Below are 19,056 nucleotides of genomic sequence, written 5' to 3'. Positions count from 1 at the left end.
GACGACCTCTGACCGTGGCCGTTGCCGCCATCAAGGGTTACGTCGATCCGCAGTATCAGCGAGCGTCGCCGCGCCGCTAGGCTACGGCCTCGACATCGCATGGCTGGTAAGGGGAGACGGACATGTCGCAGGACCACGCTGAGCAGCCGGTGGGAGGTTCGGCCGCCAAGCTGGACACGACGGTGCCGCACTCGGCACGGGTGTGGAACTACTGGCTCGGCGGTAAGGACAACTTCGCCCCGGATCGCGAGGTCGGCCAACAGGTACGGGCGGTCTTCCCGGAAATCGTCGAGGCGGCCCGGTATTCGCGCGCGTTTCTCGGACGAGCCGTAACCTATCTCGCCGCGGAGGCGGGGATCCGTCAGTTCCTCGACGTCGGTACCGGCCTGCCCACGGCCGACAACACCCACCAGGTCGCCCAACGGATCACGCCGCAGGCGCGCGTCGTCTACGTCGACAACGACCCGATGGTTCTCGCGCACGCCCGGGTGCTGCTGACCAGCAGCCAGGAGGGCGCCACCCAGTACGTCGACGTCGACCTGCGCGACCCGGAGAAGATCGTCCAGGCCGCTCGGGACACACTGGACTTCGGTGCGCCGATCGCGCTGATGCTGCTGGGCGTCATGGGTCACGTCGAGAAGCCGGCCGAGGCGCGGGCCATCGTCGACGCTCTGGTCTCGTCCCTACCGCCGGGCAGCTTCCTGGCGATGTCCGACGGTACGGCTACCAGCGAGCGGGTCATCGAGTCGCATCGGCAGTACAACGAAAGCGGTGCCCTGCCGTACCACCTGCGTGCGGTCGCGGACTTCACGGCGTTCTTCGACGGCCTCGACCTGGTCGAGCCGGGTGTCGTGCCGCTGGGGCACTGGCGTACCGACAGCAGGCCCCCGGCCCCGGTCGATGGCTACTGCGGCGTCGCCCGCGTGCTCTGACGCCCTGGCATAGACTCCGCCGATGCGTGAGGTGTCGGGGGACTTCGAAATCCACATCACGGTTCGAGATCACGAGGCGGACGCGCTGTCTGCCTTCGCGGCCCGGCACGGGCTGAAGTTCGTGCACATCGTGCTCGACCGGGGCACGTTCGCCGCCCAGCCGATGCTCACCCTGACCGGGCGCGGCACGCTGGCCGAGCAAAAGGCCGTGGCGCAGCGCTGGCAACGCGAGCTGCGGGCCACCGGCATGTACGTGAACCGCACGAAGATCGAAGCGGCACCGTGGTGCGTCGGTGTGCCGCAGTCGGACGAGCAGGCGGCGGCGGAGCCGGCAGGTCGGTACTTCGAGCATCACGTCAAACTGCTGCTGACCGGCCCGGTGGTGGCGCAGGTGTTGGCGCTCACCGATCTGGTCGAGCCGCACGGGGCGCGGCTGTCCCGCAACGCCCGCCGGGAACGCGCTGGTGGTGCGCAGGAACGGTTCGTCAACCAGCGCTGCCACGGCGTCGGGCTCGCCACCGCCAAGCAGCGCCTGGACGACCTCGTCGCGACCCTGGCCGCCGCCGGCCACGAGCCCGTCGCCGTCGAGCAGGAGTACGTCGTGTTCGACAACAACCTGGCACATGACGACCGCTGGCTGGACGTGCCCGAAAGCCGCGTGAACGAGTGGCAGGTGGAGCACGAGAACACCATGAGGTCCGCGCCGGAGGGCTCGCCTGACTACCCGCCGACCTACCGACCACTGCCCGCCGACGTGCCCGTCCGCCAGCGGGCAGCGTTCGATCCGGCACTCAGGCACTATCCGAACGCGTACCGGTCTGGTGAGCCCGACTTCCTCGTGGCCGCCACCGGTGAGCGGTGGACCACCGCCCGACGCGCCGCGATGCGACAGGTCCTGGCGGTCATCGCGGCGATCCCCGAGAGCCGCCATCTCATGCTGCGCGGCAGTGTCCTCATGCCGGCCCAGGTGGGTGACCGCGCCCGCGAGCCGGGCGATCTCGACTTCGTCGTCGTCCCGCACATGATCACCAGCGACAGTGCCGACGCCCGTGCGCTCCTCGACGCCGTCAAGGCCGCCGTCCGGGCCGCCCCGGATGCCGGCCTGCGACCGGACCGGATCAGCGAGGCCGCCATCTGGACGTACGAGCGAGCCGACGGCCGCCGCCTCATCGTCCCGTTCAGCGTGCCCGGGGCACCGGACGGCCACGTACAGATCGACATCGTCTTCGGCGAACAACTTCCCCTCCCACCGGAGACGGTCATGCTGCCGGGTGTCGCGGAGTCGATGCTGGCCGCACCCGCCGCGCTGGCGCTGGCGTGGAAGCTGCTGTGGCTGGCCACCGACTCGTATCCGCAGGGCAAGGACCTCTACGACGCGGTCCTCCTCGCCGAGACCACCACCGTCGACCTGGACCTGGTCCGCCGGCTCATGCGACCGGAACTCGCCTACGAAGCCGACCGCTTCGTCGCCGAGACCGTGCTGACCTGGGGCGTCGACTGGGACAACTTCACCGACGAGTACCCCGGTATCGAGGGCACCGTGGAGCAGTGGACACAGCGGCTGGCGATGGCCCTCGACCGCGCCTGGACCTAGCCCGCCGCGTCGGTCCGCGGCAGTCTCCGTGGCTCGGCTCAGCGCAATCTGGTCAGCGGGTGTCGGCGGGGCGGCGTTCGTCGGCGCCGGTCAGGTAGCCGCTGGCCTGCAGGGTGAACAGCTCCCGGTAGAGGCCACCGGCCGCCATCAGCTCGTCGTGACTGCCCTGCTGGACGAGGCGGCCCCGCTCCAGCACGAGGATCCGGTCGGCGTGCCGGACGTTGGCCAGCCGATGGGTGATCAGGACGACCGCCCGGTCGGGGCGACGACGTAGGTGCTGGAACAGGGCGTGTTCGGCACGCGCGTCCAGGGCGGCCGAGGGTTCGTCACAGATCAGCAGGGCGGCGTCCCGATAGAGGCCGCGCGCCGCGACCAGCCGCTGCCACTGCCCGCCGGACAGCTCGTGGCCATCCTTGAACTCCCGGTCGAGCAGCGTGTCGTAGCCGTGCGGCAGGCCGACGATCATGTCGTGCGCGGCGGCCGCGCCGGCCGCCTCCTGAACACTCGGGCCGGACCGGTCCGGCGGGCGGTCGTGCCGCCCGACGCGGATGTTCTGCCCGGCGGTGAACGGGAACTTCCACCACTCCTGGGTCATCACGGCCACCTGGGCGCCCAGGGTGTGCGGGTCCAACTCGGCGGCGTCGACCCCGTCCCAGCGGATCACCCCGCCGGTCGGCTGATAGAGCCCCGCGATCAGCTTGGCCAGGGTGGTCTTGCCGGAGCCGTTCTCGCCGACCAGTGCGATCACCTCACCCCGGCGGATGGTCAGGCTGACCCCGTCCACCGCCGGGGCATCGGTGTCCGGATAGCTCAGGCTCACGTCGTCCACCTCGATCACGCCGACACCGTCGGCCACCCGGTCGCCCCCGATCGGCACCCGGGCGTGGGCACGGGCCAGGAAGTCCCGGTAGTCCTGGTAGTAGAGGGCGTCCTCGTACAGCGAGTTGGTGGCGACGACCGCCACTCCCAGGCTGGTCCGCGCGGACTGCAGCGCGAGCAGAGCGGTCGCCGCGGCGGCGAGGGCGACCATCCCGCTCAGCAGCAGGCCACCGAGGACCGCGTACACACCGAAGGTGGCCAGCCCCGCCACCGTGGCGCCGATAACCCGGGTGCCGGTCTGCGAGCGGACCAGCCGCAGTTGGGCGCGGGTCTCGACCGCCATCACCCCGCGATACTCGGCGAGCAGGAACTCGCGCATCTGGTACGCGCGCACCTCCGCGGCGGTGTGCCGGTTGGCCATCAGGTGGGCCAGCATCCACATCCGGCGTCGCCGGGTGATCCGGGCCAGCATCGCCAGGTATTCCCGGCGGGCCATCCGCACGGCCGTGATCGCCTGGGGAATCGCGGCGAGGAGCAGGCAGGGCAACAGCAGCGGTTGGATGACTGTCACCGCTACGGCGGTGGCGAGCATGCCGACCACGCCGGTGACCAGGTTGACGGTGTGGTCGACGATCCACGCCGCCTCGCCCATCCCCCGGTCGCGCGCGCGGTCCATCTCCTCGGCGAAGCCGGCGTCGTCGAACGCGGCCAGGTCCACAGCCGTGGTGGCCTCGAACAGACGCAGCTCCACCTGGTAGTTGATCTGCGGGGTCAGCCGGGCCTGGGCCCAGCCGGCCGCGATGGTCAGGCCACCCCGTGCCGACACCGCCGCCGCGGCCACGATCAGGGCCGGCAGGGCCGAACGGACCCGGTCCGGGGTGGGACCGGCGGCGAACAACTCGCGGAGCACGCTGGTCGTGGCGAGCAGGCCGAAGGTGGTCATCACCCCGGCGGCGATGTTGAGGCCGATGGAGGCGATCGTGTCCCGACGGTTGGTGGACCAGGCCAGGCCGACCGCTTCCCGGACCAGCCGGGGCAGTCGGCGGGCCACCGCCCAGAAGCTGGTGTGCGCGAACTCCTGCGCGTGGTGCAGCCAGTCCCGATCCTCCAACTCCGGCAGCATCGCGCCGGGTGGATCGTCCGGCTGGTCGTCCTCGACGGGGGTGCGCTGGCGGGCCATCGACTCCACGGAACCCTCCTCGGGGGCGGGATCACGAACGCCGCCCGAGACTACTGCCCGCAACCACCCGATGTCTCTAGGTAGCCGGCGCGTCGCGTGGCACGTCCGGTGCACCCTCCGTGATCGGCAACAGGACCCGGAACGTGGTCCGGCCCGGCTCGGTCTCCACCCGGATGTCGCCGTGGTGTTTGTGCACCACGATCCGGTACGAGATGTCCAACCCCAAACCGGTGCCCGAGCCGACCGGCTTCGTGGTGAAGAACGGCTCGAAGATGCGTGGACGCACCTCCGGCGGGATACCCGGCCCGGTGTCGGTGACCTCCACCGCCAACTGGTCGCCGACCCGTCCGGTCTGGACGGTCAGCACGCCCTTCTCCCCCATCGCGCCCAACGCGTTGTCGATCAGGTTGGTCCACACCTGGTTCAGCTCGGCCGCGTACGCCGGCACCGGTGGGAGGCTCCGGTCGTACTCGCGGACCAGCTTGACCTCGGGGGGGATCTTGCCCTTGAACATCACGAGCGTGGCGTCGAGCAGGTCGTGCACGTCCACCACCCGGTGCGGCGCGCGGTCCAGCTGCGAGTACTGCTTGGCGGCGTCCACGAGCCCGGAGATCCGGGTGACCGCGTCGCCGATCTCGCGCATCAGCAGCTCGGTGTCGACGGTGTAGGTGAGCCAGCGCACCGCCGCCTCCAGGTCCGCGGCGCCGACCGCGGCCTTCACCTGCGCCAACCAGGCCGCGTCGAGACCACCGCCGACCAGGATCGGGGCCAGGTCCCAGGCACCGTTGACCCCGTGCTCCTCCAGCCAGTCGGTGAGGGTGTCCTCGGCGTCGGCGGTTTCCATCGGGGTCAACTTCGGCGCGGTGGCCACCCGGGCTACCGCCTCCTCCTGCAAGGAGACCAAGCCATGCAGGGCGCGCCCGTCGAGCCGACCGTCGGCGACCATCGCGAGCTTGTGCCGCATCCCGGCGACCCGGTCCCGCAGCACCGAGGTGGCCCGTACCGCCGCCGCGGCCGGGTTGTTCAGCTCGTGGGTCAGCCCCGCCGACAGCGAACCGAGCGCCAACAGCCGCTCCCGTTCGCCGACGATGGCCTGGCTGTTCCGCAGGCCGAGGAACAGCCCCTCCAGCAGGTGCATGGGCATCGGGAACCAGGACCGCAGGGCGTACGCGAAGTCCTCCGCCGGCAGCACGAAGAAGTCCGAGTCGACCACCGCCCGCATGCTGTTGCGGTAGATCTGGTCGACCTGGTCACCCAGGTAGGCCTGGACCGCCCCGCCGTACACGCCGCGCTGGTCGGTGCGGCTGACCTCGATCTCGTCTCCGCGCACCTGGCGGCTCAGCGCCACCGCACCGCGCACCAGCACGAAGAAGCAGGTCCCGGGCTCCCCCTCGGCGTATACGAGGGTGCCCCCGGCACGCTGCTCGACCCGGCCGCGCTCGGCCAGCCACTCGAGTTGCCTGTCGTCGAGGGACTCGAACAGGAACAGGGTGCGCAACTGCGCCGGTGTCAGCCGGCCACTATCCGTGCTCATTGAGCCTCCAGGTATCGGTGCACCAGCGACACGGCCATCGCACCCTCGCCGACGGCCGAAGCGACCCGCTTGACCGACTCGGCCCGCACGTCCCCGGCGGCGAACACGCCCGGCACGCTGGTCTCCAGGTGGTACGGGTCGCGCGACAGCGACCAGCCGGCCGGCCGCCGTCCTCCGGCGAGCAGATCCGGGCCGGTCACGATGAAACCGCGCCCGTCGCGGACCAGCACCCCGTCCAGCCAGTCGGTACGGGGCTCCGCGCCGATGAAGATGAACAGCCAGGAGGTGTCGACCGAGCGGGCCTCCCCGGTGCGGGTGTCGCAGAGGGTGAGCCGTTCCAGGTGACCGTCCCCGGCCCCGCCGACCACTGCGGTGTGCGGGTGCACGGTGATCCGGTCGATCCGTTCCAGCTGGTCGATCAGGTAACGCGACATCGAGGCGGTCAGGTCCGCACCACGGATGAGCAGGTGCACCCTCGACGCGTACCGGGAGAAGTGGACCGCCGCCTGGCCCGCGGAGTTGGCCCCGCCGACGATGTAGACATCCTGCTCGACGCAGCTCGGCGCCTCCGTGGCGGCGGCGCCGTAGAACACCCCCCGCCCGGTGAAGTCGGCCAGGCCCGGGGCGTCGAGCACCCGGTACGACACGCCGGTGGCCAGCACCACCGTGTGCGCGGCGATCTCGGTGCCGTCGCCGAAGCGCAGCAGCCGGGCGCCGCCGGCCTCGCTGAGACCGACCACCTCCCGGGCACTGAGCAGCTCGGCACCGAACTTGACCGCCTGCCGCCGGGCCCGATCGGTCAACTGGGCGCCGGACACACCATCGGGGAAGCCCAGGTAATTCTCGATCCGGCTGCTCTGCCCGGCCTGACCGCCGGTCGCACGCCGTTCCACGAGCACGGTGCGCAGCCCCTCCGACGCGCCGTACACGGCCGAGCCGAGACCGGCGGGGCCGCCGCCGATCACCACCAGGTCGTAGAAGTCACACGCCGGCACCACTGTCAGCCCGGCCAGCGCGGCCAACTCGGCCTCGCTCGGGGCGATCAACGCCTTGCCCTCGGGCGTCACCACCAGCGGTACGTCCGCCTCGGTGGCCCCGGCCGCGTCGAGCAGCCGGACGCCCTCCGGATCATCGGACAACAGCCATCGGTACGGCACCAGGTTGCGGGCCAGGAAGTCACGGACCTTGAACGACGGCGCCGACCAACGGTGCCCGACGACCCGGATCTCGGCGCTGGCCGCGTCCGGGGTGACCGCCCACGCCTCCAGCAGCCCGTCGACCACCGGGTACAGCTTCTCCTCCGGCGGGTGCCAGGGCTTGAGCAGGTAGTGGTCCAGGTCGACCACGTTGATGGCCTCGATCGCGGCGTCGGTGTCCGCGTACGCGGTGAGCAGCACCCGGCGGGCGGCCGGGAAGATGTCCATGGCCGCTTCGAGGAACTCGACGCCTGTCATCTCCGGCATCCGGTGGTCGGCCAGCAGCAACGCCACAGGTTCGCCGCGCAGCTTGACCTCTCGCAACGCGTCCAGCGCCTCCGGCCCGGAGGAGGCACGCAGCACCCGGTAGCGGTCGCCGTAGCGGCGCCGGATGTCCCGGGCGACCGCCCGGGACACCACGGGGTCGTCGTCGACGGTCAGGATCACCGGGTTCGCCATGGCGCCATGAAATCACCTGTCGAGGGTCGACCGCACCATCGCCAGGGCCCGGCCCACGGTTGACCGCCTCGCGGACGGGTAAGCCGGGGAGCCGCGCGGGTGGCCGGACATCGACGACCCGCCCGGTTGCCGCGCACACCTCGGGGGGCCCATGGCGGACGCGACACCGACCGGACCGACGCCGTCGGGCGGGATCGTGGAGCTGCGCGTGCACGGTGTCTCCGGCGCGGGGGCGGACCAGGTGTTGGACCGGCCGCACGTGCACCAGGTCGCCGGGGACCGCAGCGGAGGGTTCTACCGACCGCGCCCCGGCTATCCGGACTCCACCGGGACGGACGGGGTGACGCTGGAGGCGTACCGCTGGAGCGACCTGCCGTCCGGTACGGCCGTGCGGACGCTGTCGCTGGTCTTCCTGCTGCCGTTCATGCTCTGCAACGTGGCGCTCTGGATGCGCCCGGCGAACACCGTCTCGCAGCGCGGCTTCATGGCGCTGTGCCGGGTGCTCGCCCTCACCCTCACCGTGCTCTACGTGCTCTCCATCGTCGGGGTAGCGCTGGACCTGATCGCGTGGCGCTGCATGGACACCCCGTCGTGCCTGGCCGGCCGGAGCTGGCTGTCCTGGCTCGGCGGACGCCCCACCGGGCTGCGCCTGGGTGTGCTGGCGCTCGTGCCGGTCGCCGCCATCGGGCTCGTCTGGTGGCTGGGCGCTCGCCCGGGCCATTCGTTCGACGCGTTCCGGACGCCGTCGACGCCGGCGTCGAAACACCAGCTGAGCGCCGTCGGCCAGTGGGACGGCGAGCCGCTGGTGGGTCGGCTGCGCTCGGTCCACGTCGCGGCCGCCTTCGGCACGCTGAGCGCCAGCCTGCTGGCCGCGCGGGCCAGCCAGCACCGCTCGTGGGTGATGGTGATCCTGCTGACCGTCACCGCGGCGGTGCTACTGGCCTGCCTGGTCCTGGTCACCGTGGTGCCGAGCATCGACCGCACCGACCCGTCACCCCGGGTGGACGGCGTATTCCGCGGGCTGCGCACCACCGCCTGCGGCGTGACGATGTTGGTGATCGTGCACGTCGTCATCAGCCCGGCGCCGTGGCCGCAGGGCGGTGCGCTGCCCGGTTACAGCGCGATCGTGGCCTGGATGTTCGTCAGCCAGACCGTGCTGGTGGCCGTCCTCGCCGTGCTGGTGATCTGGCGGCGGGGCGGCGGGCAGCGCAGGTCACCCATACGCGCGTTGGGAGCGCCGGTCTTCATGACGATCTCGGCCGGGCTCGCCGTGGCGTTCTCGGCCGAGCTGGTCTACCGGGTGGCGGACCTGCTCGATCGCGAGGGGACGACCGCGGACGGCCTGGAGACCAGCCCTCCGCTGGCGTACAAGTGGGCGATCTTCGGGTTCTTCCTGGCCGTGGTAATCGCGCTGCTGGTGGCCGGCCTGGTCACCAGGCTGACCCGGCGCGGGCGGCGGCGGGCCGCGCGGGCGATCGTGGCCGCCGACTTCCCGGACGCGCCGCCGCAGGCGGCGGCCCGGCTGCGGCGGGTCGAGCACGCGGTGGCCCGGGCCCGCTTCACCGAACGGTTGGAACCGCTCTCCGTGGTGTACGCCGCCCTGGCGGCGCTCGGCCTGGCCACCAGCGTGCTCGGCCTGCTCCAGCTCCTACCCGGCGACGTGGCGCAGCGCTACGTCGGAGTGCCGGAAGGCATGGTCAACTTCCTGATCGGGTCGGGTAGTTACGTGATCGCCGCGATCCTGCTCGGCCTGGTGGTGGGCGGCATCTTCGCGTACCGGACAGCGCAGTTCCGCCGGTACGTGGGTGTGCTCTGGGATCTGGGCACCTTCTGGCCCCGGGCCGCGCACCCGTTCGCGCCACCCTGCTACGCCGAGCGGGCCGTGCCGGAGCTGGCCAAACGGATCACCTACCTGGTGGAGCAGGGGCACTGTGTGCTGCTGGCCGGACACAGCCACGGCTCGGTGCTGCTCGCCGCCACGGTTCTGCAACTACCCACCCGGATCACCGAGCGGGTCGCCCTGCTGACCTACGGGTCGCCGCTGGGCCGGCTGTACTCCCGGCTGTTCCCGGCATACGCCGACGAGCCGGCGCTGCGGGAGATCGGCGAACGGGTCGGTTGGCGCTGGATCAACCTGTGGCGCGACACCGACCCGATCGGCGGCTGGATCTTCGCCTCCCACCGCCCCGGGGAGGCCGAGACGCTGACCGGGCCGGCGGCGACCGTGGACCGGCGGTTGACCGACCCGCAGGACGTGGTGCCAGCCCCCAGCGACAGCGTTCCCCCACCGATCCTCGGACACTGGCCGTGTGAGTCACAGGAGGCGTTCGCGGACGCGGTACGGGATTTGACCGCGCGACTACGCCCCGCGCGCCCGGCACGCGACTGAGCCGGGCGGCACGCCTGCCCCGGCGGCCGGATATCGTCGCCTGGTGACCCCGTCCAAGCCGCCCGCACGCCGGTTGATCGCCTCGAACAAGAAGGCCCGGCACGAGTACACCGTGCTGCGCACGTACGAGGCGGGCATCGTGCTGGTCGGCACCGAGGTGAAGTCACTGCGCGAGGGGCGGGCCTCGCTGGTGGACGCGTTCGCACACGAACGCGACGGCGAGATCGTGCTGTACGGCCTGCACATCGCCGAGTACACCTACGGCACCTGGACCAACCACGCCCCGCGCCGCAACCGCAAACTGCTCCTGCACCGGGCCGAGATCGACCGGATCCTGGACAAGGTCCGCGAGGGCGGCGTGACCCTCGTCCCGCTGTCGATGTACTTCGAGAACGGCTACGCCAAGGTCGAGTTGGCCCTCGCCAAGGGCAAGCGCTCCTACGACAAGCGGCAGACGCTGGCCGAGCGCGACGCCAACCGGGAGATCGCCCGCGAGCTGGGCCGGCACCTCAAGGGCCACCCCCGCAGGCCCTGACGCGCCCGCGTTCACCCAGGACACGGTTCGTCCGCACGTGCTCTTGTGCGGGCGCTCTTCGCGGGTGCCCTTGTGCGGGTGCCTTCGCGCGGCTGTGCGTGGGTCCCCGGCGCGGCGCGCCGGGGACATCGTTGACGTCGTCCGAGAGACGTGGTCTGCTCAGTCGAGGCCGTTGTTGAAAACGGTAATCATTTGCTGATGCGGAGGAGAACCATGTCGCTCACCGTCCCGCCCACCCTGCTCGACGCCGCCGAACGGGGCCCCGTCGACGACGAGGCGTTCATCGCGTGCGTCCGCGACTCGCTGCCGTACGCCTGGGCCACCGTCAGCCGGGTCGTCGCCGAACTGGAAGCCGGCGACGCCGAACTGGCCGACAACGTCGTCCCGCCGCCCACCGACGACGACCGGGGTCAACTGCTCCGCGCGCTGGCCAGCGACGCGATCCGCGCCGGCCTGGAGCGGCACTTCGGCGTACGCCTGGCCTTCCAGAACTGCCACCGCGTCGCCGCGTTCCGCCCGTCGGCCGCCGACAGCGAGCGCTACCGCCGGTTCGTGTCGACCCGTGGCCAACTGCTCAACCAGTCCCCCGAACTCCGCAACTGCTGACCCTCACGGCGGGCGGGCTCCCGCGAGCCCGCCCGCCGCACACCCACACCCACACCCACACCCACACCCACGCTCCAAGATCTACGCAACTTCCCGGATGTTGCTGCCTCGGACGCTGGAGAGGCAGCAACATCCCTGATATTGCGCGAATCTTGAGGACGGACACCGTGCCCGACCGACCGTGAGCGGGGTTTGGGTCGCCCCGCGCCCCGCGCCCCGCGCCCCGCGCCCCGCGCCCCGCGCCCCGCGCCCCGCGCCCCGCGCCCCGCGCCCAGATCGTGCTGGAACCAGGAAGTAGTGGTGTCGACGTATCGATGAGGCCACTACATCCTGGTTCGAGCACGATCTTGCGGGCGCCCCGAGGGAGCCGCATGCGTCCTGAGACAGCACAGGAAGACGCAGCTGCTGGCATCGATAGCCATTTGTCCATGCGGTTGCTGCCCATACCGGCCTTCCGCCCTGGCAAATGCGGGAGTTAAGGTGAGCTGGTGATGACGTACCGGATCGGGGAGGCCGCGGACCTGCTCGGCGTCAGCGCCGACACCATTCGCCGGTGGGTGGACGCCGGGCGCCTGACGGCCGGGCGTGACGAGCACGGCCACCGGGTCGTCGACGGCGTCGACCTGGCGGCGTTCGCTCGCGCTCAGGCCGCCGACCCGGACGCTGGCGCCGAGCTTTCCTCGGCCCGCAACCGGCTGCGCGGCATCGTCGTCGACGTCCGCAAGGACACGGTGATGGCCCAGGTCGACATCCAGGCGGGCCCGTTCCGGGTCGTGTCGCTGATGAGCCGGGAGGCCGTCGACGAGCTCGACCTGCGGGTCGGTTCGGTGGCCGTTGCGGTGATCAAGTCGACCACGGTCGTGGTGGAGCGGGCCGCACCCGCCCCGGCGCGGGGACGGTCGGCCGGATGAGGGCGGGAACGGTCGGCCGGACGAACGCGGGGACGATCGGGCGGACGAACGCGGGAACGATCGGGCGGACGAACGCGGAAACGATCGGCCGGACGAACGCGGGAACGGTCGGGCGGACAAGGGCGCGGAGCAGGCGCACGGCGGTGGCCGTACTCGTGGCGGTTGCCCTGGTGGTGGCCGGCTGCGGCGGGAGCGCCGACCGGGCAACCGGCGGCGGCGGGGACGGCCGGGTGACCGGCACGGTGACCGTGTTCGCGGCCGCCTCGCTGACCGAGTCGTTCACCCGCATCGGGAAGGACTTCGAGGCCGCCAACCCGGGCAGCAGGGTGACCCTCAACGTCGCCGGCAGTTCCGCTCTGGCCAACCAGATCATCCAGGGCGCCCCGGCGGACGTGTTCGCCTCGGCCGCTCCGGCGAACATGACGACGGTCACCGAGGCCGGCAACGCCGACGGCACACCGAGTATCTTCGCCCGCAACCAGTTGGTGATCGCGGTGCCCCGGGGCAACCCGAAGGCAGTGGCCGGCCTGGCCGACCTGACCAGCCCGGGTGTGAAGGTGGCGCTCTGCGCCAGTCAGGTGCCCTGCGGCGCGGCGGCCCGCACCGCCCTGGACGCGGCCGGCGTCGCGCTGACGCCGGTCACCCTGGAACGGGACGTCAAAGGCGCGCTCGCCAAGGTGAAGCTTGGTGAGGTCGACGCGGCACTGGTCTACCGTACGGACACGCGGGCGGCGAGTGCCGACGTGACCGGCGTGGAGTTTCCCGAGTCGGCGCGGGCGGTCAACGACTACCCGATCGTCGCGTTGAAGGACGCGCCGAATCCGAACGGCGCACGGGCCTTCGTCGCGTACGTCCGCTCGGCGCCGGCGCAGGCGGTTCTCACCGAGGCGGGGTTCCAGGCTCCGTGAGGCAGGTCCACGACGACGACACACCCGGCGGGCGACAGGCCACGCCGCGACGGCGGGGGCGGGTGCCGGCGGCGCTGCTGATCCCCGCCGGGCTGGGATTGCTGTTCCTGGTCCTGCCGTTGGCCGGGCTGCTGATCCGGGCACCGTGGACGACCCTGCCGGAGCGGCTCACCGAGCCGGGCGCGTTGACGGCTCTGCGGCTGTCGGTGCAGACCGCCACCCTGGCCACCGCACTCTGTCTGCTGCTCGGGGTGCCGCTCGCCTGGATGTTGGCCCGGGTCGAGTTTCCCGGCCGTCGGCTGGTACGCGCGCTGGTCACCGTGCCGCTGGTGCTGCCGCCGGTGGTCGGTGGGGTGGCGTTGTTGCTGGTCTTCGGCCGGCGTGGGCTGGTCGGCGGCTGGCTCGACGCCACGTTCGGCATCACCCTGCCGTTCACGACCACGGGTGTCGTGCTGGCCGAGTCGTTCGTCGCCATGCCGTTCCTGGTGATCGCCGTGGAGGGTGCGCTGCGCGCGGCCGACCACCGTTACGAGGAGGCCGCGGCGACGTTGGGCGCCAGCCGGTGGACCACCTTCACCCACGTCACGCTGCCGCTGGTGGCGCCCGGCCTGGCCGCGGGGGCGGTGCTGTGCTGGGCGCGGGCGCTCGGCGAGTTCGGTGCCACCATCACCTTCGCCGGCAACTATCCCGGTCGTACGCAGACCATGCCGCTCGCCGTCTACCTGGCGTTGGAGACCGATGTGGAGTCCGCGATCGTGCTCAGCCTGGTGCTGCTCGTCGTGTCGGTGGGCATCCTGGTCGCGTTGCGGGACCGCTGGATGACCACCGCATGAGCGATCCACTCCTCGATGCCCGGCTCGTCGTCGACCGGGGCGCCTTCCGGCTCGACGTGCCGCTGCGGGTGGCGCCGGGCGAGGTGGTGGCGCTGCTCGGCCCGAACGGCGCCGGCAAGACCACTGCGCTGCGCGCGCTGGCCGGGCTGCATCCCCTCACCGAGGGGCACGTCACAGTCGACGGTGTCGACCTGGACCGCCCGGCGACCGGGGGCTGGGTGCCCACCGAACGCCGCTCGATCGGCGTGGTCTTCCAGGACTACCTGCTCTTTCCGCACCTCAGCGCCTTGGACAACGTGGCCTTCGGGCCGCGCCGGCACGGCGTCGAGCGGCGGGCCGCCCGCGCCACGGCCCGGGAGTGGCTGGGCCGCGTGGGGCTCGACGCGCAGGCGCAGCGCCGGCCCCGGCAGCTCTCCGGCGGTCAGGCGCAGCGGGTGGCGCTGGCCCGCGCGCTGGCCGTGGCACCGTCGCTGCTGCTGTTGGACGAGCCGCTCGCCGCGCTGGACGCCCGCACCCGGTTGGACACCCGCGCGGAGCTGCACCGGCACCTGTCCGCCCATGCGGGCGCGACGGTGCTGGTCACCCACGACCCGCTGGACGCGCTGGCGTTGGCCGACCGACTGGTCATCGTCGAGGGTGGCCGGGTGGTGCAGGAGGGCGACGGGCCGAGCGTCACCGCCCGCCCGCGCACCGACTACGTCGCCCGGCTGGTCGGGCTGAACCTGTACCGGGGCCGCGCCGACGGGCACGGGGTGCGGGTTTCGCCGGAGCTGACCCTCACGGTCGCCGACCGGTTGGAGGGTGAAGCGTTCGTGGCGTTCCGCCCGGCCGCGGTGGCTCTGCACCCGGCCCGGCCGGAGGGTAGCCCGCGCAACACCTGGGCGGGCACCGTTGCCGGTGTCCAGCGCCACGGTGACAACGTGCGGGTGCAACTGGACGGCCCGATCGGCGTGGCCGCTGACGTCACGCCGGCCGCCGCCGCCCAGCTGCGGCTGATCCTCGGCCAGCGGGTCTGGGTGGCGGTCAAGGCGACCGAGACCCACGCCTACCCGGCCACCGGCTGACCGGCCGCGAACCAGCAGGCCGAACCGGGGTCAGCCGGCGAGCAGGTCGGCGTGTGCGGCGCGCAGTCGGGCCAACGTCGGATCGCTGCCCGGGACGACCCGGCGATCCAGCTCGGCCCACACCTCGGCCAGCGCCGCGCGGACCGCGCCCAGCTCGGCGGCGTGCCGCTGGCTGCTGCGCCGGTGCTGCTCGTCGAGGCGGCGGGCCCAGCCGGCGGTGACAGTGGCGAGCCGGTCGGCGTCGGCGCGGGCCTGTGCGCCGCTGCGGGCGGCTGCGGCGGGGACGATCGCGGCGACCGGGCGGGGATCGCCGTCGCGGGTGACGACGGTGACCGCGTCGGTCAGCTCGGCCAGCGCGACGAGCTGACTGAACCGGGTGCGCGCCTCACGCAGCGGCACGGAACGCGGCGGGTCGGAATGAGGGGTGAGCGCGGGGACGGCCATGGATGCATGCTGCCGCGCGGGTATGACAACTATTCGCTGTCGTCAGTGGACGGTAAGTGGCGGGGCGGGCCACTCGTCGGCCAGCACCGACCAGACCTCACTGTCGATCCGACCGTGCGGACCCGGGCTGACCTGGCGCAACGTGCCGTCGAGGCGCAGGCCGAGCCGGTCGGCGAGGGCCTTGCTGCGGGTGTTGTCGGCGTTGGTACGCCACTCCACCCGCTGGATGCCGCGCTCGCGCACCGCCCAGTCGACGATCCGGCGCACCGCCGGGGCGACCAGCCCTCTGCCCTGCGCCGCCGGCTCCACCCAGCAACCGACCTCGCAGACGCCCCGGGTCACGTCGAATGACACGAACATGACCCCACCGACGAGTGTGCCGCGCCACCACAGTCCCCAGATGCCGCCGCTGTCGCTGGCCCAGAGGTCGGCGTACCGCTGCAGCACCGCGCGGGCCGACGGCAGGTCGGTGGCGACGAAGGACGGCGACACCCAGGGCTGGAGGTGCTCGCGGGCCCGGTCGAGGTGGGCGAGGAACTCCTCGGCTCGCCACGGGTTCAGCGGGCGCAGCTCGACGTCCTCGGTCAGCGGCAGGGCGAACACCGGGCCTCCAGGAAGGGTGCGCTTGCAACGACGGGTGGCAGGTTCGCACAGGTGCGGCGCCGGGGTCGCGTCGGGGCGCGGCCTGATCAGATGATCGTGTGGGTCCAGTAGCTGAGCCAGAGCACGAACAGCACGCCCTGCACCAGGGCGAGCGTCGCGGTCAGCCACACGTCGGCGCTGGCGTGGCGAGCCCAGCGGGCCAGCACCAGCGCCACCGGGAACGCGGCGAGCAGATAGCGCAGCAGGCTCTTGTACACCGGCGGGCCCATCGACAGCGGCACCAGCACCATGAGGACGCCGTACACCAGGTAGGCCAGCTCCCGGCGGCGGAACCCGGCGACCAGCACGGCGAGGACGGCCACGGCGAACCACACCCGAGCGGCGTCGCGCGGCTCCCCGGCCAACCCGTTCAGCAGCACCGGCAGGGGGTTCTGCACCTCGATTCCCCATCCGGTCTGCTGGGCGTGCTGGTAGGCGAACCAGTCCCCACCCCGCCACCGGCAGTACGCCATGAAGGTGAACCAGCCGGCGGGCAGCAGCAGCAACGGCCAGCCGATCCGGAGGTAGCCGAGCAGGGCACGCGGCCCGAGCCGCCAGTCGTGCTGCCGGAGCAGCACCAGGGCCAGCGGCAGCACCACGAGCAGGCCGACGGAGCGGCTCATCGCCAGGAAGTAGCCGACCACACCGACCAGCAGCCACCGGCGGCGCTCGGCGTAGTAGAAGGCGGCCAACGCGAGGCAGACGAAGAGCGACTCGGTCAGCGCGGCCTGGAACAGGAACGCGGTCGGCAGCAGCACCAGATACCGGGTGAACCGCCGGGCCGCGTGCGCGTCGCCGAGCAGCAGCTCCGCCAGCCGGTAGCCGTACCAGATGGCCAGCAGGAACGCGACGTTGCTGATCAGCAACAGGGCGAGGGCGGTGTCGCCGCCGAGCAGCACGCCGACCGGCCGGGCCACGAACGGGTACAGCAGGGGAAAGCCGAAGTCTCTCCACGGCCCGCTCAGGGGCAGCTCGCTCAGCCGCAGGTAGAGCAGCGAGTCCCAGGCGAACCAGAAGGAGATCCACCGGTGCCCGGAGATCTCGCGCTGTTGCGCCCACATCAACGCCTCGTCCGGCGGCGGGGCCCCGGGGACGCCGTCCCAGGCGTGCAGGACCAGGAGCCCGAGCACTGTGAGCAGCAGCTTCGCGCCGAGGAACAGGCCGATGACGTACGGCCAGGGCGCCGGCACCCGACGGGCCAGGCGCGCTCCGCCGCGGCCGGCCGCGACCGCCCGGGCGGCCAGCGCCGCCGCGCCGTCGCGCCACCGGTCCATCCGCCCCGCTCCCCCCGCTCCCCCGGGCCGCCGGCCGCGTAGGGAGTCGCTCTTCTCGTGGTACGCCGCAGCGCGCCCCGCCGAAGCGAGGACCAGCTACTACTAAGTGTGACATTCTGCGCATAACGGGTAGTCGCCGCGCCTCAACCATGGCGGTGAGCAGGGAGCGCACCAGCATGAGCGAGCAGAACGGCACGGTGGTCATCGGTGCCGGACCGGCCGGACTCACCGCGGCGTACGAGCTGCTTCGGCACGGCCGGTCGGTCCAGGTGTTCGAGGCCGACGAGGTGGTCGGCGGCATCAGTCGCACCGTGGAGCGCGACGGATGGCGGTTCGACATCGGCGGGCACCGGTTCTTCACCAAAGTGCCCCGGGTGGAGGCGTTCTGGCACGAGATCCTGCCGGACGAGGACTTCCTGACCCGGCCCCGGATGAGCCGCATCTTCTACCGGGGCGCCCTGTTCAACTACCCGCTCAGCGCCGTGAACGCGCTGCGGAACCTGGGCCTGCCGGAGGCCGCCCGTTGCCTCGGCTCGTACGCCCGCGCCCGGTTGCGGCCACCACGGGACCAGTCACACTTCGAGGGCTGGGTGTCGGCCCGGTTCGGCTGGCGGCTGTACTCGATCTTCTTCAAGACGTACACGGAGAAGGTTTGGGGTATGCCGGCGGACCGGTTGCAGGCCGACTGGGCGGCGCAGCGGATCAAGAACCTGTCGCTGGCCACGGCGATCCGCAACGCGCTGCTGCCCCGGCGTCGGCGCACCGACGTGACAAGCCTGATCGAGCAGTTCCAGTACCCGAAGTACGGGCCGGGGATGATGTGGGAGCGCTGCGCCGAGCAGGTCCGCGAGCGGGGCGGGCAGCTGTCCACCGGCAGCTGGGTCACCGCCGTGCACCGCGACCCGGCCCGGCGGCGGGCGATCAGCGTGACGGTCAACGGCGCGGGCGGGCAGCGGACCGAAGCCGCCGACCACGTGATCTCGTCCATGCCGATCTCGGAGCTGGTGGCCGCGTTCCACCCGCCGGCGCCGCCGGAGGTGCTGGCCTGCGCGGCCGACCTGCGCTACCGCGACTTCCTGACGGTCGCCCTGGTCGTGCCGGCGGAGTTCTCGTTCCCGGACAACTGGATCTACGTGCACGACCCGGGGGTACGGGTGGGCCGGATCCAGAACTTCGGCTCCTGGTCGCCGTACCTGGTCAAGGACGGCCGCACCTGCCTGGGCCTGGAGTACTTCGTGTTCGAGGACGACGAGATGTGGCGTACCCCGGATGCCGACCTGGTGACCCTCGCCACCGCGGAGTTGGAGCGGTTGGGATTGGTTCGACAGGGCGTGGTGGAGGCCGGCTACGTCGTGCGCATGCCCAAGGCCTACCCGGTGTACGACGAGCGCTACCAGCACAACGTGGACGTGATCCGGGCCTGGCTGGCCGAGGCGGTGCCGAACGTGCACCCGGTCGGACGCAACGGCATGCACCGCTACAACAACCAGGACCACTCGATGCTGACCGCGATGCTCACCGCCGAGAACATCGCCACCGGGAGTACGCACGACGTCTGGTCGGTCAACGTGGAGCGGGACTACCACGAGGAATCCTCCGGTGGCGACAACCGGCGGGGCACCGGCCGGGACGCGCCGGTGGTGCCCAGCCGGATCATCGCGGCGCCGATCAGCCTGCCGGAGGGGTCGGACGACCGGGCCCCTGTCGCAGCTCCCCCGTCTCACGGGTGAGGTCGA

At 72.0% G+C, this 19,056-nt stretch carries 16 protein-coding genes; 10 read left to right on the top strand and 6 right to left on the bottom strand.

Features of this window, described 5'->3' with window-relative positions:
* Positions 1–122: 122 nt before the first annotated feature.
* The gene (locus IW248_RS08520) at positions 123–932 is read left to right on the top strand and encodes an SAM-dependent methyltransferase (RefSeq protein ID WP_196926463.1); all 810 of its coding nucleotides are present in this window, start codon (positions 123–125) and stop codon (positions 930–932) included.
* A 22-nt stretch (positions 933–954) separates the two neighbouring features.
* The gene (locus IW248_RS08515; RefSeq protein WP_196926462.1) at positions 955–2,526 is read left to right on the top strand and encodes a nucleotidyl transferase AbiEii/AbiGii toxin family protein; all 1,572 of its coding nucleotides are present in this window, start codon (positions 955–957) and stop codon (positions 2,524–2,526) included.
* 52 nt (positions 2,527–2,578) lie between these two features.
* Here IW248_RS08515 and IW248_RS08510 read toward each other — a convergent pair whose 3' ends face one another.
* The 3 genes from IW248_RS08510 to IW248_RS08500 all read right to left on the bottom strand — a co-directional run bounded on the left by IW248_RS08510 (position 2,579) and on the right by IW248_RS08500 (position 7,714).
* Positions 2,579–4,525: an ABC transporter ATP-binding protein gene (locus IW248_RS08510; RefSeq protein ID WP_196930096.1), complete on the bottom strand. Its 1,947-nt coding sequence runs from the start codon at positions 4,523–4,525 to the stop codon at positions 2,579–2,581.
* Between the two features lie 76 nt (positions 4,526–4,601).
* Complete coding sequence (locus tag IW248_RS08505) at positions 4,602–6,059, bottom strand: ATP-binding protein (protein WP_196926461.1); 1,458 nt, start codon at positions 6,057–6,059, stop codon at positions 4,602–4,604.
* Complete coding sequence (locus IW248_RS08500; RefSeq protein ID WP_196926460.1) at positions 6,056–7,714, bottom strand: NAD(P)/FAD-dependent oxidoreductase; 1,659 nt, start codon at positions 7,712–7,714, stop codon at positions 6,056–6,058. The genes IW248_RS08505 and IW248_RS08500 overlap by 4 nt, the downstream gene beginning before the upstream one ends.
* A 151-nt stretch (positions 7,715–7,865) precedes the next feature.
* On the opposite strand from IW248_RS08500, the gene IW248_RS08495 reads away from it, so the two are divergent.
* From IW248_RS08495 to IW248_RS08465, 7 genes are all read left to right on the top strand, one after another.
* The gene (locus IW248_RS08495) at positions 7,866–10,103 is read left to right on the top strand and encodes a hypothetical protein (RefSeq protein ID WP_196926459.1); all 2,238 of its coding nucleotides are present in this window, start codon (positions 7,866–7,868) and stop codon (positions 10,101–10,103) included.
* 43 nt (positions 10,104–10,146) lie between these two features.
* Positions 10,147–10,638 (top strand): SsrA-binding protein SmpB, encoded by a 492-nt coding sequence (smpB, locus tag IW248_RS08490; protein WP_124822617.1) that lies wholly within the window; start codon positions 10,147–10,149, stop codon positions 10,636–10,638.
* Positions 10,639–10,851: 213 nt separating this feature from the next.
* Positions 10,852–11,244 (top strand): SCO5389 family protein, encoded by a 393-nt coding sequence (locus IW248_RS08485; protein ID WP_196930095.1) that lies wholly within the window; start codon positions 10,852–10,854, stop codon positions 11,242–11,244.
* A gap of 491 nt (positions 11,245–11,735) precedes the next feature.
* Positions 11,736–12,155, top strand: a complete 420-nt coding sequence (locus IW248_RS08480; RefSeq protein WP_231396232.1) for a TOBE domain-containing protein — start codon at positions 11,736–11,738, stop codon at positions 12,153–12,155.
* Between the two features lie 143 nt (positions 12,156–12,298).
* The gene (gene modA, locus IW248_RS08475; RefSeq protein ID WP_307787854.1) at positions 12,299–13,063 is read left to right on the top strand and encodes a molybdate ABC transporter substrate-binding protein; all 765 of its coding nucleotides are present in this window, start codon (positions 12,299–12,301) and stop codon (positions 13,061–13,063) included.
* Entirely contained in the window at positions 13,060–13,896 is an 837-nt protein-coding gene (locus tag IW248_RS08470; RefSeq protein WP_196926457.1) for an ABC transporter permease, read from the top strand. Before modA ends, IW248_RS08470 begins: the two co-directional genes overlap by 4 nt.
* Complete coding sequence (locus tag IW248_RS08465) at positions 13,893–14,960, top strand: ABC transporter ATP-binding protein (protein WP_196926456.1); 1,068 nt, start codon at positions 13,893–13,895, stop codon at positions 14,958–14,960. The genes IW248_RS08470 and IW248_RS08465 overlap by 4 nt, the downstream gene beginning before the upstream one ends.
* Before the next feature lie 30 nt (positions 14,961–14,990).
* On the opposite strand, the gene IW248_RS08460 is transcribed toward IW248_RS08465, so the two are convergent.
* The 3 genes from IW248_RS08460 to IW248_RS08450 all read right to left on the bottom strand — a co-directional run bounded on the left by IW248_RS08460 (position 14,991) and on the right by IW248_RS08450 (position 17,320).
* Positions 14,991–15,404 carry a type II toxin-antitoxin system Phd/YefM family antitoxin gene (locus IW248_RS08460; RefSeq protein WP_196926455.1) on the bottom strand — a complete coding sequence of 138 codons (414 nt, stop codon included), beginning with the start codon at positions 15,402–15,404 and terminating at the stop codon, positions 14,991–14,993.
* A 42-nt stretch (positions 15,405–15,446) separates the two neighbouring features.
* Entirely contained in the window at positions 15,447–16,007 is a 561-nt protein-coding gene (locus IW248_RS08455; RefSeq protein ID WP_196926454.1) for a GNAT family N-acetyltransferase, read from the bottom strand.
* Positions 16,008–16,093: 86 nt separating this feature from the next.
* Positions 16,094–17,320, bottom strand: a complete 1,227-nt coding sequence (locus IW248_RS08450) for a hypothetical protein (protein WP_196926453.1) — start codon at positions 17,318–17,320, stop codon at positions 16,094–16,096.
* A 176-nt stretch (positions 17,321–17,496) separates the two neighbouring features.
* Between IW248_RS08450 and IW248_RS08445 the strand changes: the two genes are divergently transcribed.
* Positions 17,497–19,050, top strand: a complete 1,554-nt coding sequence (locus tag IW248_RS08445; protein WP_196926452.1) for an NAD(P)/FAD-dependent oxidoreductase — start codon at positions 17,497–17,499, stop codon at positions 19,048–19,050.
* The last annotated feature ends 6 nt before the right edge of the window (positions 19,051–19,056 follow it).

It is taken from the genome of Micromonospora ureilytica (assembly GCF_015751765.1).
GTDB classification, from domain to species: Bacteria; Actinomycetota; Actinomycetes; order Mycobacteriales; family Micromonosporaceae; genus Micromonospora; species Micromonospora ureilytica.
Note: the sequence above shows the minus strand (reverse complement) of the source record. Positions and strands in the feature narration are given on the sequence as shown.